22 protein-coding genes are annotated in these 24,699 nt (G+C 55.5%); 10 read left to right on the top strand and 12 right to left on the bottom strand.

Features of this window, described 5'->3' with window-relative positions; all coding sequences use genetic code 11:
• Positions 1 to 251: 251 nt before the first annotated feature.
• The 5 genes from KTT_RS19030 to KTT_RS19010 all read left to right on the top strand — a co-directional run bounded on the left by KTT_RS19030 (position 252) and on the right by KTT_RS19010 (position 4,070).
• Positions 252 to 404, top strand: a complete 153-nt coding sequence (locus tag KTT_RS19030) for a zinc-binding dehydrogenase (RefSeq protein ID WP_126597504.1) — start codon at positions 252 to 254, stop codon at positions 402 to 404.
• A 163-nt stretch (positions 405 to 567) separates the two neighbouring features.
• The gene (locus KTT_RS19025) at positions 568 to 1,050 is read left to right on the top strand and encodes a pyridoxamine 5'-phosphate oxidase family protein (protein WP_126597503.1); all 483 of its coding nucleotides are present in this window, start codon (positions 568 to 570) and stop codon (positions 1,048 to 1,050) included.
• 411 nt (positions 1,051 to 1,461) lie between these two features.
• Positions 1,462 to 2,097 (top strand): LysE family transporter, encoded by a 636-nt coding sequence (locus tag KTT_RS19020; RefSeq protein ID WP_126597502.1) that lies wholly within the window; start codon positions 1,462 to 1,464, stop codon positions 2,095 to 2,097.
• Between the two features lie 684 nt (positions 2,098 to 2,781).
• Positions 2,782 to 3,378, top strand: a complete 597-nt coding sequence (locus KTT_RS19015; protein ID WP_126597501.1) for a hypothetical protein — start codon at positions 2,782 to 2,784, stop codon at positions 3,376 to 3,378.
• Positions 3,379 to 3,569: 191 nt separating this feature from the next.
• Positions 3,570 to 4,070 (top strand): mycothiol transferase, encoded by a 501-nt coding sequence (locus tag KTT_RS19010; protein WP_126597500.1) that lies wholly within the window; start codon positions 3,570 to 3,572, stop codon positions 4,068 to 4,070.
• A gap of 60 nt (positions 4,071 to 4,130) precedes the next feature.
• On the opposite strand, the gene KTT_RS19005 is transcribed toward KTT_RS19010, so the two are convergent.
• Positions 4,131 to 5,036, bottom strand: coding sequence for a LysR family transcriptional regulator (locus KTT_RS19005; protein ID WP_126597499.1), 906 nt, complete (start codon positions 5,034 to 5,036; stop codon positions 4,131 to 4,133).
• A 203-nt stretch (positions 5,037 to 5,239) separates the two neighbouring features.
• Between KTT_RS19005 and KTT_RS19000 the strand changes: the two genes are divergently transcribed.
• Positions 5,240 to 6,076 (top strand): alpha/beta fold hydrolase, encoded by an 837-nt coding sequence (locus KTT_RS19000; RefSeq protein WP_126597498.1) that lies wholly within the window; start codon positions 5,240 to 5,242, stop codon positions 6,074 to 6,076.
• A gap of 46 nt (positions 6,077 to 6,122) precedes the next feature.
• Here KTT_RS19000 and KTT_RS18995 read toward each other — a convergent pair whose 3' ends face one another.
• Positions 6,123 to 6,629 carry a nitroreductase family protein gene (locus KTT_RS18995; RefSeq protein ID WP_126597497.1) on the bottom strand — a complete coding sequence of 169 codons (507 nt, stop codon included), beginning with the start codon at positions 6,627 to 6,629 and terminating at the stop codon, positions 6,123 to 6,125.
• 215 nt (positions 6,630 to 6,844) lie between these two features.
• Positions 6,845 to 7,825: a phosphotransferase enzyme family protein gene (locus KTT_RS18990; protein ID WP_160145976.1), complete on the bottom strand. Its 981-nt coding sequence runs from the start codon at positions 7,823 to 7,825 to the stop codon at positions 6,845 to 6,847.
• Positions 7,826 to 7,877: 52 nt separating this feature from the next.
• Between KTT_RS18990 and KTT_RS18985 the strand changes: the two genes are divergently transcribed.
• Positions 7,878 to 8,738, top strand: coding sequence for an MFS transporter (locus tag KTT_RS18985; protein WP_268904535.1), 861 nt, complete (start codon positions 7,878 to 7,880; stop codon positions 8,736 to 8,738).
• Between the two features lie 48 nt (positions 8,739 to 8,786).
• Here KTT_RS18985 and KTT_RS18980 read toward each other — a convergent pair whose 3' ends face one another.
• A complete protein-coding gene (locus tag KTT_RS18980; protein WP_160145974.1) occupies positions 8,787 to 9,251 on the bottom strand; it encodes an SRPBCC family protein in 465 nt (154 codons plus the stop codon).
• Complete coding sequence (locus tag KTT_RS18975; protein ID WP_126597493.1) at positions 9,232 to 9,597, bottom strand: ArsR/SmtB family transcription factor; 366 nt, start codon at positions 9,595 to 9,597, stop codon at positions 9,232 to 9,234. The genes KTT_RS18980 and KTT_RS18975 overlap by 20 nt, the downstream gene beginning before the upstream one ends.
• A 713-nt stretch (positions 9,598 to 10,310) precedes the next feature.
• On the opposite strand from KTT_RS18975, the gene KTT_RS18970 reads away from it, so the two are divergent.
• On the top strand, positions 10,311 to 11,933 hold the full coding sequence (locus KTT_RS18970) for a glycoside hydrolase family 10-like protein (protein ID WP_218030923.1): 1,623 nt from the start codon (positions 10,311 to 10,313) through the stop codon (positions 11,931 to 11,933).
• 304 nt (positions 11,934 to 12,237) lie between these two features.
• Here KTT_RS18970 and eccCb read toward each other — a convergent pair whose 3' ends face one another.
• The 6 genes from eccCb to KTT_RS18940 form a co-directional block, all read right to left on the bottom strand.
• Positions 12,238 to 16,323 (bottom strand): type VII secretion protein EccCb, encoded by a 4,086-nt coding sequence (gene eccCb, locus KTT_RS18965; RefSeq protein WP_126597492.1) that lies wholly within the window; start codon positions 16,321 to 16,323, stop codon positions 12,238 to 12,240.
• A gap of 78 nt (positions 16,324 to 16,401) precedes the next feature.
• Positions 16,402 to 16,770 carry an EsaB/YukD family protein gene (locus tag KTT_RS18960; RefSeq protein WP_126597491.1) on the bottom strand — a complete coding sequence of 123 codons (369 nt, stop codon included), beginning with the start codon at positions 16,768 to 16,770 and terminating at the stop codon, positions 16,402 to 16,404.
• A 175-nt stretch (positions 16,771 to 16,945) separates the two neighbouring features.
• Positions 16,946 to 17,251: a WXG100 family type VII secretion target gene (locus tag KTT_RS18955; protein ID WP_160145973.1), complete on the bottom strand. Its 306-nt coding sequence runs from the start codon at positions 17,249 to 17,251 to the stop codon at positions 16,946 to 16,948.
• A gap of 169 nt (positions 17,252 to 17,420) precedes the next feature.
• The gene (locus tag KTT_RS18950; protein WP_126597489.1) at positions 17,421 to 18,359 is read right to left on the bottom strand and encodes a serine/threonine-protein kinase; all 939 of its coding nucleotides are present in this window, start codon (positions 18,357 to 18,359) and stop codon (positions 17,421 to 17,423) included.
• Complete coding sequence (locus tag KTT_RS18945; RefSeq protein WP_126597488.1) at positions 18,350 to 19,216, bottom strand: protein phosphatase 2C domain-containing protein; 867 nt, start codon at positions 19,214 to 19,216, stop codon at positions 18,350 to 18,352. Before KTT_RS18945 ends, KTT_RS18950 begins: the two co-directional genes overlap by 10 nt.
• A gap of 23 nt (positions 19,217 to 19,239) precedes the next feature.
• Entirely contained in the window at positions 19,240 to 19,998 is a 759-nt protein-coding gene (locus KTT_RS18940) for a vWA domain-containing protein (protein WP_160145972.1), read from the bottom strand.
• A 208-nt stretch (positions 19,999 to 20,206) separates the two neighbouring features.
• On the opposite strand from KTT_RS18940, the gene KTT_RS18935 reads away from it, so the two are divergent.
• On the top strand, positions 20,207 to 21,949 hold the full coding sequence (locus KTT_RS18935; RefSeq protein WP_126597486.1) for a hypothetical protein: 1,743 nt from the start codon (positions 20,207 to 20,209) through the stop codon (positions 21,947 to 21,949).
• 175 nt (positions 21,950 to 22,124) lie between these two features.
• On the opposite strand, the gene KTT_RS18930 is transcribed toward KTT_RS18935, so the two are convergent.
• Positions 22,125 to 23,630: an alpha-amylase family glycosyl hydrolase gene (locus KTT_RS18930; protein ID WP_126597485.1), complete on the bottom strand. Its 1,506-nt coding sequence runs from the start codon at positions 23,628 to 23,630 to the stop codon at positions 22,125 to 22,127.
• Between the two features lie 850 nt (positions 23,631 to 24,480).
• Between KTT_RS18930 and KTT_RS18925 the strand changes: the two genes are divergently transcribed.
• The gene (locus KTT_RS18925; RefSeq protein WP_126597484.1) at positions 24,481 to 24,678 is read left to right on the top strand and encodes a hypothetical protein; all 198 of its coding nucleotides are present in this window, start codon (positions 24,481 to 24,483) and stop codon (positions 24,676 to 24,678) included.
• The last annotated feature ends 21 nt before the right edge of the window (positions 24,679 to 24,699 follow it).

The following is a 24,699-nucleotide window of genomic DNA, read 5'->3' as shown; positions in this document are numbered from 1 at the left end:
GATAAGGAATTTCATCAGGCAGGGTTTTATGTTACTGTTCTGTTTCCCATTGGAGCCATCATGCCTCTAGAACAGACATATAGATAGAATATCCTTGCTTTGGGCATGAATTTTGAGCTTTATTCATGCATTTGAGGAACACAACGCTATTACTACGTCGTAAGTTTCGCCGGATACAAAAAGCTGCAATTTGTTCAGTTACAAATTAACCATAAGTCCTTATTCTGGATAGGGAAGGTGAACACTCTTTGATGGAAATCAAAAAAAATGCTTCTTCGCCGCACATAGAAGGGCAAGTCAGAACTTTTGTCGGTGGGACTTTCCCTCTTCACGAAGCCGCGCAGGCCCAAGAATTCAGCCAAAAAGGTCATGGGCGCGGCCGCATCGTTCTGCACGTGGCATAACGACAAAATGGTGCAGGAAATCCACTTGAGGACGGCGTTGCTGCAGCGCCATCTGCAAAGCTTCTTCCAGCATTACCGATTGTCCCTCTCGCGGTTGGAATAAGAGGATATATCTACTTGTAAATTGCAAGAAGAAGATGATCTGCGAGAGAAGGAGAAAGTGATGCCTACTAAGCAAGGAGACGTTGGCCTGCTGCAAGATCCAGTTGCCCAGCAATTGTTACAATCGAAGAGTCTTGCGCATCTGGCCTACAACTGGCACGACGGCACACCCCGTGTTGTGCCAATGGGTTTCTACTGGAATGGGCAGGAAATCGTGATGGCGACAGCCACAGACGCCCCCAAAACGAAGGTACTCAAGAATGGCGCAAGGGTGGCAGTAAGCATCGAGCATGACGCCTCGCCTCCTAAGATCCTCCAAATTCGTGGGACGGTGCATACCGACACCGTTGAGGGTCTTGCCCCGGAGTACGTCGCCAATGCCCGCCGGACGATGAGCGAGGAAGACGCACAGGCATTCCTCGCTGAATCGGCCCGTATCTATCCTCGCATGACGCGCATCTTCATTCATCCAGACTGGGTTGGCATCCTGGACTTTGAGACACGCCTGCCCAGCGCCGTTGAGCGAGCCATCGAACGAGGCTAAAGCCGGCGCGTGCTCGGGTTGGATATCATGACTGCAATTTCCATGTTGTTCCATTCCAGATCCAGGTCTGGGAAACAGGAGTAGCGCTCATTTTGCTATCGCTCCGCGCGGCATAGACAGTGACACTCTGTGCAGTAGCATCATAGGGGGAGGCACTCATAAAAGGAGCTGTGGGGGCACCATGAGCAACAGTTGAATTGATTGCTCCCGGGAGGACGTGGATACTGAAGCTCCTTGCGCTTACGTACCAGTGTTAAAGGCAGATTGAGTTCAGGCATCATTTTGCTCGCGGTCCGCTTGTTCATACAAAGTGGCCCCCTTCCTTTCATCAGAAGTGGCTCTCGACTCCTGTCCAATGATCCTTTAGTATTGAAGCATAAACATGCCGTCTGAGACAAACAAGGAAAAAAGATGCTTTCATTCTCTACGATCATTATGGCTATCGGGCTTGGTATTGCGTATGCCGCCGCGCCGGGCGCGGTGAATACAGAAGCGATACGCCGAGGGGTCACCTGGGGGGCACGTTCAACGCTGCTTGTTGAAACAGGTTCGCTGATTGGGGACTCATTGTGGGCGATCCTCGCATTGACAGGGGTGACGTTGCTAACTCGTTGTCTGGCAATTCAGATTGTGCTTGGGATTGCGGGTGGCTGCTTCTTACTCCGCCTGGCATGGCTGGCCCTCTCCGAAGTTTTTATCCGCCAGCACACGTCTCAAGGAAACACATCCACCACACGAGGTAATTTTGCGACCGGTGTGGTATTTGGGCTGGCCAACCCCGTGGGACTCGCGTTCTGGTCAGGTCTGGGAAGCAGTGTAGCTGCCTCAGGGATGGCAGGCTGGCAGTTTGCAGGCTTCTTTGTCGGTTTCTTTCTGGGCGCAGTGCTCTGGTGTATCGGGATCAGTGCGCTTATCCGTTGGGGACGTCACTGGATTCACCCGGCCCTGTTTCGCTGGATCAATGCGTTGTGTGGACTCGCGCTCGGTTATTTCGGGGTGCGCGTCCTCTGGATTACAGCGCAAGACTGGCTAGAGCATCACGTTTAGCCTGCGTTACAACCTGCACACTGAAAGATATCCCATCCCTGGAGCCGCTTTTCAGTTGTGCAGTGACAGAAACAACAAAGTATGTCTACTCGCCTGACCTCACTGCATTATTTTATCAGAAAAAAACAGACGGAATCTATGTGGCACATTCTGGTAGGTAACACCGTCTCAGTTATTGATGACGGTACCAACGCAACTATACATCTAGTACCTTTGATATGAATAATTGCGCATTCAATAGTTGATATGCTTTAATATAGAACAATGTATGATCTGGTTGGTTGTAGAAAGGGAAGGGATACATTATACATGAGCGCAAAAGCACGATTTAAAACGCATCTCACATTTCAGAAGCTATCCTCATCAAAAGGTCTGCTTTATCCATATCTTCCTCACAAGCTTGAGGCATTCACCATAGCGCAGAAAATGTTGCTTTCGCCAGAGATTCCATATGATTTTCGAGAAACCATGCAGGATATGATATGTATTGATATTCGAGCGGTGGCCAGGGCATTTTTGTGCCATGAAAGGGAAGATGAAGACACTTTTAAGTTGAATCTATCTCCAGTATATCCGGCGTGCTTTTTGTATGTGCAAACGCCAGATTTTATCTACAATAGCGAGACCGGAGCAAGAGAGAAATGGGGTCGCCATGAGTGCGCGTGGGGAGTACAACATTTCTCTTTGCAGATTCCCCCCACCTCCGACGGCTACCACCTCACCCGGACATTGGTATCGCTCCCCGAAAAGCAGCCTCGCTGGTTCGAGCAAGTACATTGGATACATTCCGCCAGCTTATTCCTGGAGGTGCCGGAAGGCAAGTACAGGCGCTGTGTTGGCCCTGTCATGATCGCAAATATGCTGCTTGATGCGACAGGCTCGATTGTGCTCGATGAAGCCGGGGAACAACAGGAGTTCTGCGAGATTACCCATGATAACATTGAAGATCTCCTTTACTGGTATTCAGGAATGCCACTGGCTCCAAACTCGAAGCCAGATGCCCATCATGAGCTGACAATAATGATGCGGGACTATTTCTTTCTGAACCTCTTGCTCTCACTGATCGGATATACGCTGTTAAATGATCCGGAAACTCGCCTGGTGCCAAAGGAGATAGTTCCATTCACTACTGAGAATGAGGGGACCGCTCGGGGTGGGCGCAGTCCGAAGCGGCCTCTTACCCTGGATGGGCCGCAGCTGTTCATGGCATTGCCGCCTTTCCCGATAGCCGAAGAGGATGTGGAAGATGACTTTTTGATGGATAACATTCCTTTTGCCTGAGGGATACTGGGGGGCTTGCGCGCCCCCACACACGCGGCCGCTGCGCGCCCGCGCTAGTTTTTTTAAGTTGGAGCATGGGGGCGCGAAAGCGCCCCCATGCTCCAACTTAAAATTCTGCAATGTTGTATTGTTACCAAAATCACCTGGAAGCGCGTGATATATGCAGAAAGAAGATAATAATGGAGGAAACAATGGTCGCAGATACATTGCTCATTGATGCGTTCGGGCGCATAAAAGAGGTTGTTCACCAGGTGGTGAGGGGGCTGGGGAAAGATGATTTAGCGTTCCGCCCTACCCCTTCAGCGAACTCGATCGGGTGGCTTGTGTGGCACCTGACGCGCATCCAGGATGATCATATCGCGGGCGTCGCGCAGCAGAAACAGGTCTGGCATACGGGCTGGGCACAGCGCTTCTCATTACCGTTCGCGAACGACGATACCGGCTATGGCCATAGCAGCCGGGAGGTTGGCGCCGTGCAGGTGGACGCCGGTCTGCTGCTCGGCTACTACGACGCGGTCCACGAGGCCACCATCACCTATCTTCAGAGCTTAAAGGATGAGGACTACGACAGAGTCGTCGATAGCAACTGGAATCCACCCGTGACCCTGGGCGTGCGGCTGATCAGTGTGATTACCGACGACCTGCAACACGCCGGTCAGGCCGCCTATGTACGGGGTCTGCTGAGCGACTAGAGGTAGCCAGGACAGCCAGGGAGGCCACCGGGAGTCTGAGCAAGCACAACACCGGCTTCGTCAGCTCTTAATGCGGGAGCCAGCCTGTTGGGAGACCTCCCTGGCAACATTGAGAAATGCCCTGACGAGCGGCGATGGATGCTCCCGTTTCCAGACGACGGCGTATTCAACCGGCGTCTCGGGATCAGTGAGCGGCCGATAGGCCACTTCTTCTGTGCGCAATCCGCTCATACAGGTCGAGACCAGCGCGACCCCCACGCCCGCCGCGACCAGTCCGATCACCGCCTGCTCGGACGCAGCTTCCTGAACGACGTTGGGGCTAAAACCAGCGCCCCCACACAGCGCCATGATCTGATCGTGGATTAACGACCGTTGCGCGCGCTCATACATCACAAACGGCTCCGTGGCCAGGGCACGCAGCGGTATCTGTCTCCTTTTTGCCAGGGGATGGTGTCTGGGGATGGCGACCGTGGCCTGTTCGCGCAGCACGGTCTCATAGATCAGCCCCGGCTCATACATTCCCTGTATGGCAAGGCCGACATCAAAGGTACCCTTCAGGAGATGCTCTTCCAGCTCGGGCGAACACAGCTCCCGCAACGTAACCTGCACAGCGGGGAAACGCTCCCGAAAGTGATGCACGGCTAGAGGCACCAGGTTGTAGAGGGCCATGCTCGCGTAACCAATCACCAATGATCCCGTCTCTCCTCGCTCCAGACTCCTGGCCGCCTCAACGCCCAGCCGCAGGTGGTCAAGCGCGACATAGACCTCCGCCAGCAAGGCGCGTCCCGCCTCGGTCAACTCGACCCGGCGCGTCGTGCGCCGAAACAGCGTCACCCCCAGTTCTTCCTCTAGCTGCTTGATTTGAAAGCTCAGAGGTTGCTGGGCCATATGCAAGCGCTCGGCGGCACGGGCGAAGTGTAATTCCTCGGCGACGGTGACAAAATAGCGCAGGTGACGCAGCTCCATGTGAAACCTCTCTTATACAGGATTAAAATGACTGGTTTATGCGCCTGTTCATGATTATGTATGGCATGAGTGTTAATGAGTCAAGAATAAGTGTTGGACAAGGGATAGTATATCCCGTAAGGTATATCACAACAAGAGGAAAAAATGCGGTCCGACCTCAAAGGAAGATCAGATCACACAATGAGCATGGAGGAGATAAGCATATGCAAAAGGTTGAACTCTCGGCGGGGACTATAGAGTATGAAGATACGGGCGGCAGCGGTCCCGTTGTCGTGCTGCTGCATGGACTCTTGATGGATGGTTCAGCGTGGCGACACGTTGTGCGCGAACTGCGCGCCACCTATCGGTGTATCGTGCCGACGCTGCCTGTTGGTGGTCATCGGCTACCGATGCGGGCCAATGCCGACCTCTCGCTCCTGGGACTCGCACAACTGCAGGCCGAGTTTTTAGAGGCCCTGGATCTGCGCGAAGTCACCCTGGTCGGCAACGATCTGGGAGCTTTTCTGGCCACGGCCGGAGAGCATCCAGAGCGGCTGGCACGACTGGTGATCACTTCTTGTGAAGCCTTCGAGAACATCCCATCTGGTCTACCGGGTCACACGATCTCATTGGCCGCCAAAATTCCCGGTGGGCTGAACGCCATGGTGGCCCAACCCCTGCGGATCCGCGCCATGCGCCGCCTGCCGATAGCCCTTGGGCCGATGGCGAAACGGCCGATTCCTCATGAGCTCACCGACGCATGGCTGCGTCCACTCTTCAGCCAGAAGGAGGTCAGGCGCGATCTCCTGAAATATCTGCGCCACTCCAGCAAGGCAGACCTGCTGGCCGCGACTAAAAGTCTGAGCTCTTTTAAGCGTCCGGCGCTCGTTGTCTGGACACCAGAAGATCGCATGATGCCCCCCGCGAACGGAAAGCGGCTGACCGCGCTCCTGCCGCAGGCAAGACTGGTAGAGATCACCGACAGCCTTACGCTCATCCCTCTCGACCAGCCGGAAAAACTGGCTCAAGCCATCCATCAGTTCATTCAGGACACGCTGTGAGCCTGCGCGATCAGCAAAGATAAAGTATCGTGAGGCAAAGGCTCACCTACGCGAATGGCTGATCCCATCGCTCACGGTGAGCAACCTCACCCAATGGCTTCCTCTTCTTCTGGCCCTTGCCGGTAGCCTGAACCGGGTAGCCAAACGGGAGCACGGCCAGAATATCGATCCTGTCAGGAATACCCAGCAGAGCATTAATCTGCTGGAGGTTATTAAAACCCACCCAGTTTGAGCCAACACCCTGGGACCAGGCCGTCAGGATCATGGATTGAATGGCCCGGCTGGCATCGGAGACTCCAAATGGGCTGTGCTCCGTGCCAACAACGATCGCCAGAGGGGCCTGCGCGATATAGGGACCCGTCCGGGCGAGTGGCGCCAGCTGGCGCAGCGTCTCTTTGTTTTCAACCACAATAAAATGCCAGGGCTGCCCATTCATGCTGCTGGCGGTCAGGTGTCCTGCCTCGACGATCTGACGAACAACGTCTTCCGGGACCGGCTTATCCTGAAACTGGCGCACCGCCAGGACCGTGCGTACGGCGTCAAATACTTCCATCGCATGCCTCTTTCTCTCGTTCTCTCAGCGTTACATCTCTTCTCCACAGAAATAACGTAACGATACAGATCTTCTGTACCTCTAGCATATCATCTTTTTGATCAACCACGACAGGCCGACCTCAATTCATAGCAGACCTTCCACGAGGAATAGGTCCTTTTATATTTGTCTGGCGAACCGGGTTTGAGAAAGGGGCAAGCAGTATAGGTACATCATCAGGAAGACTGTCTCGCTCGCTCGGCGCAGGCGAGGATATGCTCTACACGCTCGGGGACCTGTGGCAACAGGAGTTCGCGCGCCTCCACCTCATCGGTACGGAGGATCCAGGCGAGAAAACCTACGTCGACCGCGATCATAAAGGCATCGATATCACGGAGAGAGGCAAGCGGGAGGCCGCGCTCGCGACAGTAACCTTCATGAAAGGCGGCCAGGATAGGAGTGTGGTCGTAGTGATAGCGGAACGCCTGTTCCGTGATAGCAAGGTCATACAAATAGTAGCCAGGCGCGCAATCATCAAAATCGATCAGGGCGCAGCGATCATTGTGTAGCAGGATATTGTCGAAGTGGAGATCGCTATGGATGATGCCGAAGTGCTGGGGACCCTCACCCAGTCGCGACATGGCTTCACCAGCAAGAGCAATAGCGGGCTGCAGACGCCGGTAGGTGTCGCTCCCAAGATCGCTCTGTGCATGTCCACTTGTCCACCAGGAATCAGGGCCCAGCAGCCAGTTGAAGTCATAGCGCGGCCCCACGAATGTAGCAGCGTGCGCGGGCGTATATGCCTGCGCATGTCGATGCAGGCGAGCCAGTAACACGCCAATGGCGTCCGCCGTTTCCAGCGACAGCGAGTCACGAACAGAATCGCCTTCCACCCAGTTGAACAACAGGCAATATTGCACAGGCTCTCCTTCGCCCGCTACCCAGGAAGTAATAAACTCCCTTTGCTTATTGGCCACAGGCGACGGCACGATCAGATCGGTATCGTACCGCAGAGCCCGCAGCCAATCCAGTTCTTCCTGAACGCGCTCAATCCTGGTCAGCGGATAGCTGATGCGCAAAACGTATGGCGCATCCGGCGTCTCCACACGCGCCACCGCGCGCCCATGATATTGGAGAAGCTCCAGGTGCGAGACCTCCAGCGGATACTGGCGCAATATCCGATACAATTCCTCATACTGTTCGACCGACAACTCCATGCCCAACCCTCCTTTGCATGTCAGAACTCCGAACCATTGAACCTCCTCTAGCATAGAACATTCATGCGAGGCGCAGCGGCCTCTCGCCGGGATGCTCATAATGGACCTGGTTCCACGTGAACAACGGCGACCGGCTATCTCCATATTACGCCTGGCTATGAACGTGGGGAGCATGGTCAGCGCCTCACTAGGAGGACTCCTCGCCTCGGTAGCGTTTCTCACCCTCTTTGGCGCGGATACGGGGACGACGCTCATCTTTGCTCTCCTGATGCTCATATTCTTTCCCCGCCACATACATCCACAGCCAGCAGCGCAGATGGTTCAGGGTCCGCGTCCAGTTCTGGCGCTACTGGTGCCCTTGCGAGATTGCGCGTTTCGCCGCATCTGGCTGGTGAGCTTCTGCGCCACTATGGTCTTAAGCCAGCAAACAACGACCTTCGCGGTTTACCTGACCAGGCTGGGTGGTAGTCCCGCGCTCTATTGTGGCTTGATGGCGGCCGGCAGCCTGATAGTAATTCTGTTAGAAGTTCCCTTGACAACGTTTTTTCAGCATGTGCCGGTTGGACGGGTCATCGCCCTGGGAAGTCTCCTGATGGCTATCGCGGCGGGGATCTGTAGCCTGGTTATGGGACCTTACTGGCTGGCTCTGCCTCTGCTCGCCATTGTATTTGACAGCATGATTTTCTCACCTCCATACGATACGATCGGAGCTGAGATCGCACCGGCTGAGCAACGAGGAACCTATATGAGCTTTCTGTGGATCGCAACTGGCCTGGGATTCGCGCTTGGCCCGGCCCTTGGTGGGATGCTGCTCTCCTATTCGCCGCCGCTCTGCTGGGGTATCATGGGCGGGATCGGTCTGCTCGCGGTCGTGCTGGCCTGGAATATAGAGCCTGCGGCCCATGAGGCATAATGGAACCTCTCTGTTTCTCCCCCTCAATTACGCTGGGGCTGGTGTCAGCTAACACCGCAGGGCCCCCTGGACGTCTTGTGGACCAGAGATGACCTGCGCGAGCAGGTCGAGCAGGGATGGCCAGCCGCCGCTGAAAAGCGCGCGCATCTCCTGCGTGCTTAGCCGCTCATGGGTGAGAACAACTTCGGTGGAAGTGCCGAGGTCAAAAAAATCGAGCGTGACGATGGTCTCCTGGCCCTGTACAGACGCGTCTGACCAGGTAAAGGAGAGCCGCTGAGGTGGAATGACGTGCAGGTAGGTGCCGGTAATGGAGACGCCGTTCTCGATATCGAAACGGAAAGATCCCCCTACCCGCGCTTCCAGCTGGCTGACGGTCATGCGCAGTCCCCGTGGGCGAAACCAGAGCTGCAGCACATCGGGTTCAATCCAGGCGCGAAAAACACGCGGGCGCTTCGCTTTGAATACACGTCGCAGCACGAGAGTGGCGGAGTCATCAGGGATGAGGGGTATCATCAGTGTCCTGTTCCCCTTCCGATGTGGCTTGCAGATAGGTTTCGAGCGAGTCAAACTGCTCTTCCCAGAGTTGTCGGTAGTGATCGAGCCAGGCGGCGGCTTCTCCCATGGAACCGGCCGCGAGGCGAAAGAGATGCGTCCTGCCATCTTTTCTGTGCAGGATAAGGTTGGCGCCCTCAAGCATGCGCAGGTGCTTGGAGATGGCCGGCACCGAGATAGAGAATGGCCGCGCCAGTTCCGTTCCAGAAGCTTCTCCCTGTGCCAGGCGCTCCAAGATGGCTCGACGCGTAGGGTCGGCGAGCGCGAAAAAGATGGTATCAAGCCTCTCTGATGAATCGTTAACCATACAGTTAATTATAATCGAGAGGGGCAATCATTGTCAAAGCCCGCCGTAGGTTCGGGCCTTGTATCCAATACGTTCAACTTTAGCGAAAAAAGGGGAGCATTGAGAAACCCAAAACGTCGTAGGAACGCATGTGAGCGGTCCCCCACACGATCATGTCCCCGTAGGCGGCATAGGATTGCGGCTTTCTCAAGATGCTGGCGTGCCTCCCACGCAGCAATCCGGCCTTGTGCATGCCGCGCCCGTTCACGTACGATTCCGTCCCTAAAAAACGAGAAAAGCGTTCATATAACCACGCAGAAGCCAACATATCGTACGTCAACAGAGCGGCATGCACAAGGCCGGATTGCTGCTTTTCGGGAGAAATAGCGTATCGATGAGGCCCCAATCCTATGCCGCCTACGGGGACATGACCGTCTCGAGGAACGTTCACCTATTCCGCTGGCGGTTTGCCGCTTTTCTTGCTGCTTCATCTAAATTTGAATATATTGTACCTTGCGCCCACTTTACCTTACCATCCGATAACAAAAAGAGTATATCATATTCCTTATATTAGGGCGGAGAATGCGCATCTGGTGCCTCATTTGCACTAATATAAGTAATCCATACGCACTGGTATAGATATGTAGTCTTTTGTTTATCTAGAAATTTGTATATACTGTAGCTATAGCTGTCGTTAGAGCAGCATTTCATTGTAGAAACGTGAGAGGTAGTATATGACCTTATTTCGCGGAGGCATGAGAAGGATCTCAGCCTTCATGCTGGCCTGTAGCGTGGTGGCGCTGTTCATGGTGCCGGGAACGTTATCAGCGCAGGCGGCGGGGACTACGGCGCGAGCGGGGACGGCTCCACAGACGGCGCAGTATCCAAAGCGCCAGCTACGGGGTGCCTGGATCGCTACCGTGGCCAATATCGATTGGCCATCGCAGCCGGGGCTACCGATTGAGAGGCAGAAGCAGCAGTTTATCAGCCAGCTGGACCAGTTGCAGGCACTGCACATGAACGCGGTCTTCGTGCAGGTCAGGCCGACCATGGACGCCTTCTATCCATCGAAGTATGTACCCTGGTCCCAGTACCTCACGGGCGTGCAGGGTAAGGATCCGGGCTATGATCCGCTGGCCTTTATGCTCTCCGAAGCGCATAAACGCAATCTGGAATTTCACGCCTGGTTTAATCCATATCGCGTCAGCCTGCAGACAGATGTAACGAAGCTGGCCCCCAACAATCCGGCGCGCCTGCATCCCGATTGGGTAGTGAAGTATGGTAGCGGACTCTATTTTGATCCGGGCATTCCGACAGCCAGGGAGTTCATCGTCAAGAGTATCCTGGAGGCGGTACGCAACTACGATATCGATGGCGTGCACTTCGACGACTACTTCTATCCCTATCCTATCGCCGGGCAGGACTTTCCGGATAACGCCACCTATCAACGCTACGGTGCGGCACAATTCGCCAATAAGGCGGACTGGCGTCGCGACAACATCAACAAACTGATTCAGGAGCTCTCGCAGCAGATCAAAGCGGTGAAGTCCTATGTGAAGTTCGGGGTCAGCCCCTTTGGGGTCTGGCGCAACAATTCGGTTGATCCAACCGGATCGGCCACCGCGGCCAGCGTCAGCGATTATGATGATCTGTATGCCGATACGCGCACCTGGATCAAGCATAACTGGCTGGACTATATCGCGCCGCAGATCTACTGGAACATCGGCTTCGCCCCGGCGGCCTACGACATCCTGGTCCCCTGGTGGTCCAATGAGGTCGAGGGGAGCCGCGTCCAGCTCTATATCGGGCAGGCCGCATACAAGATCAACAACAATAACCAGGCATGGGCCAATCCCGAGGAGATGCCGAACCAGTTGAAGCTGAATCTGCAGTATAGCGCCGTGAAGGGGAGCATCTTCTTCAGCATGAAAGATCTCACGGCTAACCCGCTGGGCTTCACGGACCGGCTGAAGAACGACATCTACCGCTATCCCGCGCTGGTGCCGATCATGCCATGGCTGGGCGGTCACGCGCCGCAGCCGGTCAACCTCAAGCAGGCCAGTGCTCAGGCTAACGGCGTGCAACTCACCTGGTATACACCGCTTCACAGCAACGCCACGTATTACGTGGTGTATCGCTTCGATGGACGGGTCCGGCACAATCGTGGTGACTTCAACAACGCGCAGTACATGCTGGCGACCGTACACCGCACCGCCATCGACACAACTATGCAAACGTTCACCGATACCAGCGCGCAGGCCGGTAAAACATATACCTACTACGTTACGGCCCTCGACCGCCTGCATCACGAAAGCCATCCCGGTCACGGCCAGACTATCACACTGGCAAACAAGTAGTCCATGATTGATGAGCTGCACACGAGTAATACGTGCAGCTCATCAACTATTCACCTTCATCCCCCATATCCCACGAATTGGATCCCGAGCGAAACAGGACACTACCGTTATCGAGATCGGCCAGAACCGAGTTGTTATATGAATAGTCATGGATAACATCTTGGAGCGATTGTGCCAGAGTCTGGCGATCCTGGCTGTTTTATAGTTCCTGGGGACCATAGTATTGTAGCCAGCAATCAAAAACCGGAACGAGTATATAACCTCCAGGAAAACCTTCCATGAATTGTCTCTCTCCTTATATGCGCTATCCTAAGTCAGCGCTGTAGGCGTAGGAGGGTTCGGTGTAGGCGACCTGCACCAGGGTGGGCGGGGTCTTCAGCTGTACGAGGGAGCCACGTCCTGGCGGTTGCTGGGAGGCGGCATAGCCATGGATGATGCGCCCCTCCTGCGGATCTCCGCTCATAATCAGGGTGGCCGTTCCCATTTCGCGCAGGCGCTGCAGGACCGGCTCAAACGAGGCACGTCCCATGCCACCAACGCGCCGGGCCAGCACCAGGTGGAAGCCGATATCCTTGCCGGACAGCAGAAATTCTACCAGGGGTCCCAGAGGGCTGCTGCTGGGCGATGTGACGATGGAATCATAGTCGTCCACGAACAGGAAGTAGTGGATGCCGCTCCAGCGCTGTCGGCTGCGCAGCTGATGCAGTGGTAGATCGGCTCCGACCTTCATGCGCTTGTCGAGATCGGCCTGGAAGTTGCCAACGCACTCGGCCAGGGTGGGTGGATTATAGGCGTACATCAGCAGGTGTTTGCTATCCACAAAATCGAGCAGCGTCTTGCGATAATCGATAATGCCAAATCTGGCCTCGGCCGGTGTATAGTGCTGCTCGATACCGCGCAGGAAGGTACGCAGCAGCGTTGTCTTGCCGCACTCCATGTCGCCAAGGATCAGGAAATGAGGGCCAGCGCCCAGCAGATCAATGTAGAGCGGGTCAAGGCGGAATTCTTCCAGTCCCAGGGGGACGCCCGCCGGCTGATCGGAGGCGGGGCGCGGTAGGTCTTCGGGCCGCACCAGCAGGGGCAGGAGGCGAATGGGAGGCGCGACCTCGCCCTTCCAGGCGGCGCGCACCTGGAGCACAAAGCGCTCAACGACCTGCTGCATCGCCGTGTTCTGGCTGGTATTCTCCAGCCGGGTCTCCTCAATCAGAGGGAGCGCGACCTGAAAGTGCAGTTTATCTTTATTCAAGCCTCGACCGGGGACTCCCAGCGCGATGGCTGCCGCCGCCAGCTTGCCAAACTCGGAGTCGAGCGGATCGTTCAGACGCAATTCCAGGCGCGTACCGATATTGTCGCGCAGGCGGCTACGGATCTCGGCCCAGCGATTGGCGGCCAGCACCACGTGTACGCCATAGGTCAATCCGCTGGCGGCGAGCTCGGTCACCTCGTCTTCCAGGCCAAACTCCTGGCAGAAGAGGGCGAAGTTGTCGATCACCAGGAACACGTCGCCAAAGGGGATCTCGCGCAGCTCGCCCGCCTGACGACGCGCGCGGAAGGTGTTCATGCTGTCAATGCCGTGCTCGCGGAAGAGGAACTCGCGATCCTCGATGATCTTGCGCATCTGGCGAATGACGCGGCGCACCTTGTCACGATCAGCCTTGCCGCACACGACTCCCACATGGGGCGCCGACTCAAAGACACGCAGCAGGCCACCACCCAGGTCGATACAATAGAGCTGTACATCGGTTGGCGCATGGGTAAGCATAAACGAGGTAACCAGCGTGCGCAAGAAGGTACTCTTACCGGTCTGAGGCGCGCCAACCAGCGCCAGGTGTCCCCCAGATCCAGAAAAGTCAAGCCACATCGGCTCCTGAGCCTGCTGTAGCGGCAAATCTACCAGGCCCATGGGAAGCTGCAGAGGACCAAACGGTGGTGTTGAGCTCCAGGAGCGCCCCTTGAGGTCCGGCTGCTGGCAATACTGTGTCAGAACCTCGCGCAGCGGCAGATGCTTGCTCAAGGGCGGTAGCCAGACCTGATGGGCGTGGCTGTGACGCTGGCTCCCACCAGCCAGTTGATCGATGACGACATCCATCTCGGTATGCAGTTCGCTGCCCTCATCATCCTGCAGCAGCATGGTGGGGGAGGCCGAGACCGAGGTATAGTGATGCCTGACCAGCGCTCCGGTGGCCGTGAAGTCGCGGATGCGGGCCAGCGGCGATACCTGCTCACGCACAGGGACAAAGGGCACCGAGATCAGGGCCGTCTTAAACATATGATAGGTGTCGGTATCGACCTTGAAATAGCCAACGCCAGGGGCGGAGGGCAGATAGTAGGCGTCGGTCTTGCCCAGCACGGAGGTACTCTCAGAGGCACTGAACGTACGCAGACAGATGCGGTAGCGCAGATGACCCTCCAGACCGCGGATGCGTCCCTCGTCGAGACGCTGGGTGGCGAACAGCAGGTGCAATCCCAGGCTTCGCCCAACGCGTCCCATGGTCACAAAAAGGTCCAGGAAGTCCGGCCGACTGCTAATCAGCTCGGCGAATTCGTCCGCGATAATCAGCAGATGCGGCATCGGCTCCATCTCTGGATGGGTACGCCACTTCTCACGATACTGCTTGATGTTATCCAGATTGCCGGCGTCGTGCAGCATCCTCTGCCGGCGCTGCTGCTCTCCCAGCAGTGAGTTATAGACGCGGTCGACCAGCGAGACATCCCCCTGCAGATTGGTGATGATACCGGCCACATGCGGCAGTGCGGCAAAATCGGCGAAGGAGGCGCCACCCTTAAAGTCGATCAGCACAAAGTTGACCGTTTCGGGATCATGGGTCGCGGCCAGGCTGATGACCATTGTACGCAACAGCTCACTCTTGCCCGAGCCGGTCGCGCCCACAACCAGCCCATGGGGACCCATACCTCCATCCGCCGCCTCTTTGAGATCCAGCACCAGCGGCTCACCATCCGCCCGGATGCCGAGCGGCACGCGCAGCAGATCCTGCTTCTGACGTGGCTTCCAATTCTCTTCGGGTTGTACCGCGTCGGCCGATGGGATCGAGAGCAGATCCAGCAGGCGCACGTCGTGCGAAAGGTCCTGCTGCGCGTTGGCCTCGATCAGCGTAATAGAGGCCAGGCTGCGCGAGATCTTCTCACAGGTCTCGCGCTCAATGCTATCGGGGCGCAGACCCTCCAGGCGCCGACCACCAAAGCGCATCTCCTCGAAATCCAACTGGCCGATCGGCGAGATGGAGAGCCGGGCCTGGATCTGCGTCGGCTCCTGACGCTTATCGTCGACCAGGCAGATAACGGTCACGCCCAGCTGCGCGGCATCCCGCAGCAGTTCATCCATCTCGGGCATCTGTCCAATAGGACCATAGGGGGCGAAGCCATCCAGCACCAGGACCAGGTGGGGGTGGGTCAGATCTTTCTGATTATCCTGCTTATTTTTATCGGAGAGCAGGCGGCGGCGACGGTCCAGTTCCGGCTTGATCTGCAATTGAAGGAGCTTGCGCAGCTCATCCAATGTGCTGGCAAGCATGCAGAGCTGATCGGGTGTATTCTGCTTCTCGGCCTTCACCTGGCGCAGTCGGCGCAGATGGGGGGCCCACTTGATCCAGCTCCACTGCTGGGCGAGATGTTCGGGGAAATAGACCAGGCAGCGCACATCTTCGGGGGATTGCAGGGCCAGGATCTGGCAGAGCATGGCCTGCGTCAATGAGCGCGTACGCGCGCGCTGTCCGCTGATCGCCAGCACACCGATCTGCTTCAGCAGAATATGGGCCGGCATATCATCAAGGTAGCTCGACTCGTTGACCAGCGACTCGGCCAGGGCGCGCAGTTCGGGGATGAACTGCACCATAGGATTGCCACCCAGGTCCAGGCGCACGCGGCAGCAGAGAGGAACGGGACCGATGCCGATGCGCACCCGTAGAAAATCGCCATCCTCGGGCCGGCGCTCCCACAGGTAGAGGTGCTGCTTCACCTGCTCGGCCAGGCGATCATAGGAGGGGTAGAGACGATCGGCCACCTGGCGCTGCTGCTGCGCGATCGAGCGCAGACGCGTGCGATGCTGCGCTAAATAGGCGCGGTACAACTCCCCATCATGCTTGAGCATCTTCTTCTTCGTATGGCGCTGAGCGACTCCCATACCGACACCACCACCGATGGAGCAGACGATCATCAGGATGCAGGCGCCAACCATCAGCGGATTGGTACGATAGGCCAGCATAAAAATCATGGAACCCAGACTCCCCACAATGGGGAGCAGGTATTGCATCCAGACCATGACACCACTGGGATCGGGAGGCAGCGTGGGAGGAGTCTGGATGACGATCTCCTCAGAGGGCAAGACAGCCGGATAAGCCCTGGCCGGTCGATAAAATTTTATTCCATGCATATATATGTTATCCCTTCAGCTGTAGCCGCTCAGCGCATGTCAGGGCCATTTCACTGGAAGATAATAATGATAGAAGGGCTAAAAATCGAGGTCGCCTCGCTGCCAGCGCACGCCGATGCCGCCCGTTTCTGGTCCCGGTACGATTTGCCGGGGTCCCAGTGGTTGTTTTGGCTTGCGCGCCTGTTCCAATGCCGCCAGGGTCTGCAGATGCAGGATGGCGCCGTCCATGATGCCCGCGTCGATCAACGTATGGGTGGGCTGCAAGGCCGTTGTCTGTTCGGCCAGGCATAAACACCAGGAAGTGGCATCAGCTTGCCTGGCATTATCCTTCTGAGGAACACAGAGATCCAGAAGAAAAGGTAAGAGCTCGCTAACGGGTATATCGCCAGGCAGTTCAAGATCGAATGATTGCCGCTGTCCCGTAACGGTAACAAGTAGGGTTTGCATAACGTATACTCGCTAATGTACACAGCGTCCGCTGGCGCGGTCGTTCCATTTTTCGCATGCTGGTGCATGCAGATCGCATTCGAACCCTCCATGCACCAGCATACTTATGATGCCTGAGCACGACAGATGAGAAAGCTCAGGCACGTTGCTCCCGGGAGCCGCCCCGGCAGCAGCATTAGATCTGAAAACCGTGAAAAGACTTTGAAACCTCTTGCTCCACCCGCTGGTATTCCTGGTTACTGGCCATCAAGTTCTGGTTGATCTGGTGCAGCGTGTCTTTCATCTCTTTCGAGACTTTGCTCCAGGACTGTGTAGCAAGCACAAACTGGTCGTGACCACTACCTTTCCAAACGGCCCCCAGCCGGTCAACGGCGCTCTGTACGTTGGAAATTGCCTCTTCCAGATTGATCACGTTGGTATCAAACGTTCTTACCGCCGCATCCATTTCTGAAAAATCTGTAGCTACCTGATTGCTGCTCATGGAAAACCTCTCTTGAATAAGGTGAATAACGTACAACAAACAATAGGGAATTTCAGATCTCAATTCACCACTGGAAATCTTAGATGCTAGTATTACTAGTATTAGATTACTCAGCATGCAAATCCTTCGACACCCAATTTACAGCCTGCATTGGAAAATTGCAATACTTCTATATGAAAGATGTAATCAGACACATAGACCAGGAACCAAAATCGGGACAATCTTCAATCCTGCGCGAGGCCCAGGCCTGATCGAAGAGGTCGCGTAAAGCTGGATTCATCTGTTCTAGCGTGCGGCGTACACGTCGCCAGCGTGTGGCATCGCGCCGCTGCAGCTCCTGGGGAGAAAAGAGCGACTCAGATCCTTCGGGAGTCTCAGCACGTATGATGGGATTCCACCAGGTAAGCATCTCCGCTAGCAGGATGGCGCCCGCAAAGCGATCACCGTCGGCACGCCACTGGCCGCGCTCATCCTGGTTAGGATGCTGGTAGCCGGGGGAGCCGCGGCTATGCCGCTTTGGCATCTTCAGGCCATGAATATACATGGCATCCAGATCGATCAGTTGGATCTGCTGCACGTCGGGGCTTAAGACGACGTTGCTGCCGGCGATATCGGTGTGGGCCAGCAAACGATCCTCCAGGTTCCAGAGGACATGGGCCGTGGCGGTCGCCAGTTTGCGAGCGTTGCTCGGCGTATAGTGTCTGCTCGCCACGGGATCAAGCAGCAGCCCGGTCCAGGTGCGAGACTCAAGCCAGGGCATGAGGACCGCGTATTCGAGCTCGGGAAAGCGCCGGATCAACGTTGGGTACTGTTCACGCGTCAGGCAGGTACGGCGAGCCAGAAAGAGTCCCGGCACATTGGTATATTGCGCCAGGTGCCGGGCCACCTGCAAACTATAGGGATCACGGAATCCCGGCTTCATCACCTTCAAGGCATAGTCCCGCTTCTCCCCAAGGTGGTGCAGCTTGTAGACAAAGGCTTCTCCGCCTTCCAGCACAAAAACCTCTTGCCGATCATCGGGAAAATAGGGATGGGGGAGAAAGTGATAGTAGGCCGCCCCAATCGGCAAGAGCATCCCCTGGTGTGGATGGAATGTATTCACCGCCATGTCCCCTCTGCATCCTCGGCGGGCAACCAGGACAGATCGAAAACCGTCATGTCATCACTGTCTGACGAGGCCAGGAGCCGCTGGACTTCGGCCAACCAGGCATCATCATCCAGGGTTGACAGGGTCTCCCCGATGGCATCCAGACCATCAGTATGCACAATCAGACGCTCAAGGGTCGAGAGGGAACGGCTCCAGGTATGTAGCTCACCCCGGCATCCATGGCGCGTGGACCAGCGTCCATTTTTATCGGTCTTCTCCCCCAACAAGATATACTGCTGCTCATTCAGGAAGAGGCGCGCCGTCACATTGCCCATCCAGCAAAAGAAAGCACTCTTGAGCTGCGCCCGCTGGCGGTCAATGCTCATCTCATAATCCAGGCGACCACAAAAAAAGACCGTCTCGCTCCCATAGTTCTGGCGCAGATCCTCCAGCACCTCGCGCACCAGGCCAGGAGTACCCGGCTCCATCTCCAGCCTCTGGAGCTGCTGCTGCGCCTGCACCGCCAGGCGATCAAGCTGCGTACGCAGGGCGGCATCCAATCGTTCATGCCGCGCGGCCTCGGCCGGCAACTCCTGCAACCACTTCACCAGGTATGCTGCCAGGCAGCAGGCGGCGAAATCACCTTTGTAAGAACTACTCACGCCATCGCTGACGCAGAAGCTGAGCGACGAACCATCCTTACGGTAAGAGATCCTGGCATAGTCTTGATTAGGTAACGCCTGCTCCCGCGCCTCGCGGCAGCGGAACGAGAGCAGACGAGCGATCGTGGAAGAGGCCAGTTCGGCGCGCGTAAAGCTATCGATGATCTGATCACTCTCGAGGATGCGAAACGCATCCTCAGCATGTTTTGACGGCATAGTTACATGTATTTCCTTCTGACTTATTTTAATTGGGTTGCCGAGGAGACGGCGAAGGCCAGCCGCACAAGGTCGGTATGGGTACCGGGAAAGAAGAGGGGGATACCGTTCTGCAGATGATAGCCATAATTATTAATGTTCTGCCGATACGTTTCGGGCAGCGGCGAGGAGAGGTGAAAGAGCAGCCTGGCATATTCATTGGTCAACTGACTCGGCCTGGTAACCCCACCCCAGTTATGCCAGTCCGCGACGGATGAGCGCAGCATCTTGTCGGCCACATAGACATTCTCTACCAGCACAGGTCCGTCGTTAACCGCCATGCTTTGGATACGCTTGATGAGGGGAGAGGGATCGCTCTCGGTAAAGAGGGCGTCGGTCAGGTGGCAGACCAGGGGGGCGGGATGAGATTGGAAGCTGGCGATATTTTCCTGCAGCAGCGACTCGACGGCCGCGAAGCCCGCGCTGGTATCCGTCTCGCCACCGGCACTCAAGATCGGCGTGCCCTCGCGCACCAGTTCGGGCAGATCGCGAATGCCCCCCAGCACATCAACCACCTCGGTACTGTACGCCAGGATCGCCACTTTGTACCGTCGCTGCACCACCCCGTCGCGCATAGAGCGGCGCACCATATCTTTGATCACATCCCGCAGGGCCCGATTCACCAGGTCGATCTTGGTCACAGCACCACATAGATCATTCATAGAATGGCTGGCATCGATCAAATAAATAATAAGTGCGGGTGTCAGCGACGTGGCCGGCTGGGTATACAACATACGATTCATACGTGCACAACTCTCCATGAACTTCACCCTGGTTAATCAACCAGGAATAAATAGGTAAACAGGCTCAACATTTAAGATATTAAACGAAAATGCAACTACAGACCATTACTACTTGTATAAGAATACCACACTCTGTTATACTTGCAATCGCAATGCTTGCCAGACATATGTCAATTTATTCCTACATAGCACTTATAGGAGACATCACATGGATATTCCAAGAGTCTTCATTTGCTATTATCCGGGCGAAACGCCAGATGCAGGTCAATCGCTGCTGCGGCAGTTATTTAATGACCTGCGTGCCGCCGGCACAGAGGTCATCACCGATGCGGGCCGGAATACAGATGAAGACTTTTACCAATACATCACTCGCTCCCTGCCCACCTGTCAATGGATCATGTTCGCCCAAACGGCCGAAACGTTGCAGCATCCCAGGACGCGCGCCATCTTCACGGCCGCCCAACGGCTCACAGAGCAGCAGCAATCAGAGATCCTGCGCATTATCCCCACTCCTACCGAGACCGTGCAGGCTCCCCAGGAGTGGAGCGAGCTCAATACCATCAATATCGCGCTAGATTATCCAAAGGCGCTTGAAAAGCTTCTGTTCATCCTTTCTCTGGGGGATACAGGCAGTTTGCATACCATTGAGGCTCCTGAACAGACGCGCCTGCCGAAAAGGATCAGCCATTTCAGTACGCCATCGCCGACATATGATCGACCACTGGCCCCTCCGCCCCGAATGGCGGTGCTCAGAGACATGCCCTACACCATCGGGCGCAAAAATTTGATGATCGGCTCGATTGCGCTGGCCTCGCTGATCGTCCTGGCCAGCGTGATCGTAGTACTTATCAACGTATTTCGCCCACAGCCAGCACCGCCACCACCCAACCTGGTCGCCGGCAATGCCTATTTCACCAGCTCAGAATTATTTAACAGCGACGGCACAAAAGGTGCCAACGACGGACTCAACGTCACCCTAAATAATATTGCTCCCCCTCCGGCGAATAAGAGCTATTACGTCTGGCTCCTGGCGGACTCACAGGCGAGTGAAGCCAATACCGTCCTGATGGGTAAACTGCCAGACATCAGCGATCACAGCGCGACGCTCTCCTATGTCAGCCCGACCCATAATAATCTGCTGGCGTTAGGGAGCCGCATCCTGATCACCGCCGAGAACAGCAGCATCCCCCCCAGCACGCCGACGACCGACAAAAGCATGTGGCGCTACTACGCGGAGATTCCACAGGGCAATTCCGGTAGCTCAGCGATGAATATGGGTGGCGACAATGGCGACTCCATGAATATGGCGGCGGGCACGCAACTGGATCATCTGAGGCATCTGCTCTACCAGGATCCCACCCTGCAAAATAAGGATCTGAATGTCGACCTCAAGGGGGGTATAGCGTTCTGGTTCCAACAGGATATTCAGGAAGTTATGCTGCTGTCCAGGGATGCGCGCAACAAGAATAATCCAGCCACCACTAAATACGACGTTACCAAAATTCTAGATTATATCGATGGATACAAATACGTGGCGCAGGATGTTCCGCGGGGCACCAAATTACTGGTGGACCAGAAGACGTCGCGCATCGGCCTGCTGACACTGGATCCCGAGCACGAGAATCCAACCGGCTTCGATAAGCTGATGGGGCACCATCTCACTGGCCTGATCGAGGCACCACAGATCACGCCAGACCAGAAGCAGCAGATTAATCAGATCAACGTAAACCTGAACCGCATCGTTGATATGCTCACCCTGATCCGGTCGGACGCCACCAAACTGGCGACCAATCCCAACGATAAAACAACGCTGGATGATCTCTATACGCAAGGCTGCAACGCCTACTATGGGGCGTACGATCCCGGCAGCGGCAACCGTATGGGGGGCGCGATCTGGTTGTACGACCACATCCAACACCTCTCCAGCTTCACTGTCAAAAAATACGGATAATTAAGAACACACTTTTTGCTGGTGGGCGTAATAGCCCTCACATGGGCGGCCCCGCATGCGGCCGCCCATGTTTATTGAGGAGGTGCAAGGGGTGCGCGAATGCGCACCCCTTGCACCTCCTCAGAAAAAGAAGATGGGGACGCCTGCGTTCCCCACGCCTCAGGGCGCTGAAGATTTAGTAGCGGTTGGTCAGTTCAACGGCCTGGTGGCTGTTGAGGGTCAGTGTAACACTGCTGCCCGAAACGGTATAGGCCTTGCCGGTCAACTCGTCGTGCAGGACCTGGCCGTTGCTGAAGTTATCGAGGTTGGTGATGGTGACCGTGCGCGTGCTCCAGGCGTTGTTGAGTCCGACCAGTACATCGTTAGCGCCGTTTTCACGCTCGAAAGCATAAAAGGTATCATCGACAAACTTCTCGGATTGGGTGCCGTTCTGGATGGCCGGGTTCATGTTACGCGCGTAGTTGAGTTTGGCGACATAGTTGTACAGCGTGCCCGTGGTGCTGAATGAGTTGAACATATCCTCGCGGTTCTTGGGATCGGCGCAGCCGCTAAAGCCCTGCTCGGTCCCATAGTACATGATTGGGATGCCACGACCAGAGAAGGTGAAGGAGAGCGCCATCTCCAACTGCGGCCACTTATCCCAGGTCGCAGAAGGATTGCCGCTGGCGTCGCAGAGGAAGCGATCGACATCGTGATTGTCAATAAAGACGCCATTGGTGAGCGGATCGCGATACTGGAAGTCCGAAGCATAGCGGTCGTGAATATTCCACATCGACTGATTCTGCCCGAAGACATCGTGGATGGTATAGTACATCGGATAATCCAGGACCGCATCCAGGTAGTGGGTGTAGGGACCATCATAGGCTGGATCGCCATTGAAAACCTCTCCCATCGTGAAGGTGCCAGCGCTCTGCGCGTAGGCGGCCCAGAAATCCTTGGGCACGTGCTTCACGGTATCCACGCGCAACCCATCCACCCCGGTCGTATTGACCAGCCACTTGATATTATTGAGCAGAGTCGAACGAGTGGTGGGATTGCTCTGGTCCAGATCGTTCAGGCCCGCCACGTCCTGGTTCTCAACGTCCCACTGGTTATTGTAGTCGGCGACATCGCCATTATGGTGGTACTCGTTGTAATTAGGAAAGGTGGGGGTATTGTAGTTGTAGTAGCCGGTATGGTTGGCCACCACATCCAGCATCACCCAGATATTGCGCTGATGGGCCTTCGCCACCAGTTCCTGCAGTTTACCCATGTTTCCCAGATGTCCATCAATGGAGTAGAAATCATAACCCCAGTAGCCATGATACGCATGGGCATCGTGCTGCATTACCACAGGAGTAATCCAGATCGCGGTGAAGCCCATATTCTTGATGTAGTCCAGATGATTGATAATGCCCTGGAAGTCGCCACCATGCCAGGCGGTGGGATCAGAGCGATTGGTGTTGAAGCCACCGGCATTATCATTCGAGGTATCGCCATCGCTGAAGCGATCCGTCATGATAAAGTAGATCGAGCGCGAGGTCCAATCTTTGGCGCTATGCGCCTGAGCATGCTGAGGGGAGGGAAGGAACTGCAATGTAACGGCTACAATGACAGCGATCAAAATCAGGGCAACGCCTGCGTACAACCTGAACCAACGACTGTGCTGGCCCAGATGCAAAAGAAGCTGCTTTCCTTGCATGGTATGCGTCCTCCATACGCGTATTTCTCTTCATCGATCAATACTTTTAATAGTTACAGAGATCGTAACTGACATACGGTCAACCAGAAAACTTTTTCTGCCGTTGTAACAACATAAATCGTTTTCTGATTACGTGTATACCCTAAAAAAGGTTTACCTGTCAACCATTGACCGATCACCTGTCCATAAAGCAACCAAAAATGGCTATGTCATAGCTGGTGCATGGGCTTTCGCACCTACGATGCATCAACACCTCTAATGGCCCTTTGTAAGAGAGTATCTTACCCTCATGCTCATCACCCCACGGATGCCTGGCTTTTTGCGCCTACAGTGCTCAGAAGTCTTTTGTGAGTGAGTGCAACAGGGGCGCTTCGGCGCGCCTGTTGCACTCACTCACAAAACTAGTGCGGCCGCGCAGCGGACGCCTGTGCGGGGGGGTACCATGCGCCCCGATAAGATGCGAGTAAGATCCTCAGTAAGGGGGGAGGGCTGTGGAACGGCCTGTATCCTGGGTGGAAGAGGGCACACGGCCAAAAAGTACTATAAGCAAAAGACATGAGCATCCGGGGGCATGGATTTCTGATAAAATCGACTCATAGTTACATCGCGCCTCGGTAGAAAAAGAGATCGTTGCTACCCGAGGCTCGCCACTACGGCATCATTAATGCTACGGTGGCGGTCGCATCAGTTAGTTCTTACAGACCAGTAAACCCTTTAATCAGCACTTAAACATTTATAGTTTCCAGAGGATTAACGAGGGACCGTTATCGAGGGTATCCATTGGTGTACGAGAGGAAGGGATGCTCAGGCCTCCCGACACAACAAATAATAAACATATAGGAAATGTGCGATGGCAATCAATCAATTAGAAGAAATGAAATTTCAGAACCAGGATCTAGTGCTCTGGCACTCTCGCACCGCTCTACGCTTACTGCCCATTCCAGGCGTTGTTGTGCGCCAGGAGATGGACAAGGTCATTATTCGAGCTCGCGTAGATGACAGGCTGCAGGAATTCGCAGTCTCCCCTGCCGAACTGGTTGAGCGGTAGTACATTCAAAAAGAGAGGGCG

The organism is Dictyobacter aurantiacus (assembly GCF_003967515.1).
Lineage (GTDB): Bacteria > Chloroflexota > Ktedonobacteria > Ktedonobacterales > Ktedonobacteraceae > Dictyobacter > Dictyobacter aurantiacus.
Note: the sequence above shows the minus strand (reverse complement) of the source record. Positions and strands in the feature narration are given on the sequence as shown.

Coding starts and splice junctions, on each gene's coding strand:
- KTT_RS18940 (WP_160145972.1), bottom strand. CDS start 19,998: ATGAATCGTATGTTGTATACCCAGCCGGCCACGTCGCTGACACCCGCA.
- KTT_RS19010 (WP_126597500.1), top strand. CDS start 3,570: ATGGTCGCAGATACATTGCTCATTGATGCGTTCGGGCGCATAAAAGAG.
- KTT_RS18950 (WP_126597489.1), bottom strand. CDS start 18,359: ATGGCGGTGAATACATTCCATCCACACCAGGGGATGCTCTTGCCGATT.
- KTT_RS18955 (WP_160145973.1), bottom strand. CDS start 17,251: ATGAGCAGCAATCAGGTAGCTACAGATTTTTCAGAAATGGATGCGGCG.
- KTT_RS18990 (WP_160145976.1), bottom strand. CDS start 7,825: ATGGAGTTGTCGGTCGAACAGTATGAGGAATTGTATCGGATATTGCGC.
- KTT_RS19030 (WP_126597504.1), top strand. CDS start 252: ATGGAAATCAAAAAAAATGCTTCTTCGCCGCACATAGAAGGGCAAGTC.
- KTT_RS19020 (WP_126597502.1), top strand. CDS start 1,462: ATGCTTTCATTCTCTACGATCATTATGGCTATCGGGCTTGGTATTGCG.
- KTT_RS18960 (WP_126597491.1), bottom strand. CDS start 16,770: ATGCAAACCCTACTTGTTACCGTTACGGGACAGCGGCAATCATTCGAT.
- KTT_RS18935 (WP_126597486.1), top strand. CDS start 20,207: ATGGATATTCCAAGAGTCTTCATTTGCTATTATCCGGGCGAAACGCCA.
- KTT_RS19005 (WP_126597499.1), bottom strand. CDS start 5,036: ATGGAGCTGCGTCACCTGCGCTATTTTGTCACCGTCGCCGAGGAATTA.
- KTT_RS19000 (WP_126597498.1), top strand. CDS start 5,240: ATGCAAAAGGTTGAACTCTCGGCGGGGACTATAGAGTATGAAGATACG.
- KTT_RS18930 (WP_126597485.1), bottom strand. CDS start 23,630: ATGCAAGGAAAGCAGCTTCTTTTGCATCTGGGCCAGCACAGTCGTTGG.
- eccCb (WP_126597492.1), bottom strand. CDS start 16,323: ATGCATGGAATAAAATTTTATCGACCGGCCAGGGCTTATCCGGCTGTC.
- KTT_RS18945 (WP_126597488.1), bottom strand. CDS start 19,216: ATGCCGTCAAAACATGCTGAGGATGCGTTTCGCATCCTCGAGAGTGAT.
- KTT_RS18925 (WP_126597484.1), top strand. CDS start 24,481: ATGGCAATCAATCAATTAGAAGAAATGAAATTTCAGAACCAGGATCTA.
- KTT_RS18980 (WP_160145974.1), bottom strand. CDS start 9,251: ATGATACCCCTCATCCCTGATGACTCCGCCACTCTCGTGCTGCGACGT.
- KTT_RS18970 (WP_218030923.1), top strand. CDS start 10,311: ATGACCTTATTTCGCGGAGGCATGAGAAGGATCTCAGCCTTCATGCTG.
- KTT_RS18995 (WP_126597497.1), bottom strand. CDS start 6,629: ATGGAAGTATTTGACGCCGTACGCACGGTCCTGGCGGTGCGCCAGTTT.
- KTT_RS18975 (WP_126597493.1), bottom strand. CDS start 9,597: ATGGTTAACGATTCATCAGAGAGGCTTGATACCATCTTTTTCGCGCTC.
- KTT_RS19025 (WP_126597503.1), top strand. CDS start 568: ATGCCTACTAAGCAAGGAGACGTTGGCCTGCTGCAAGATCCAGTTGCC.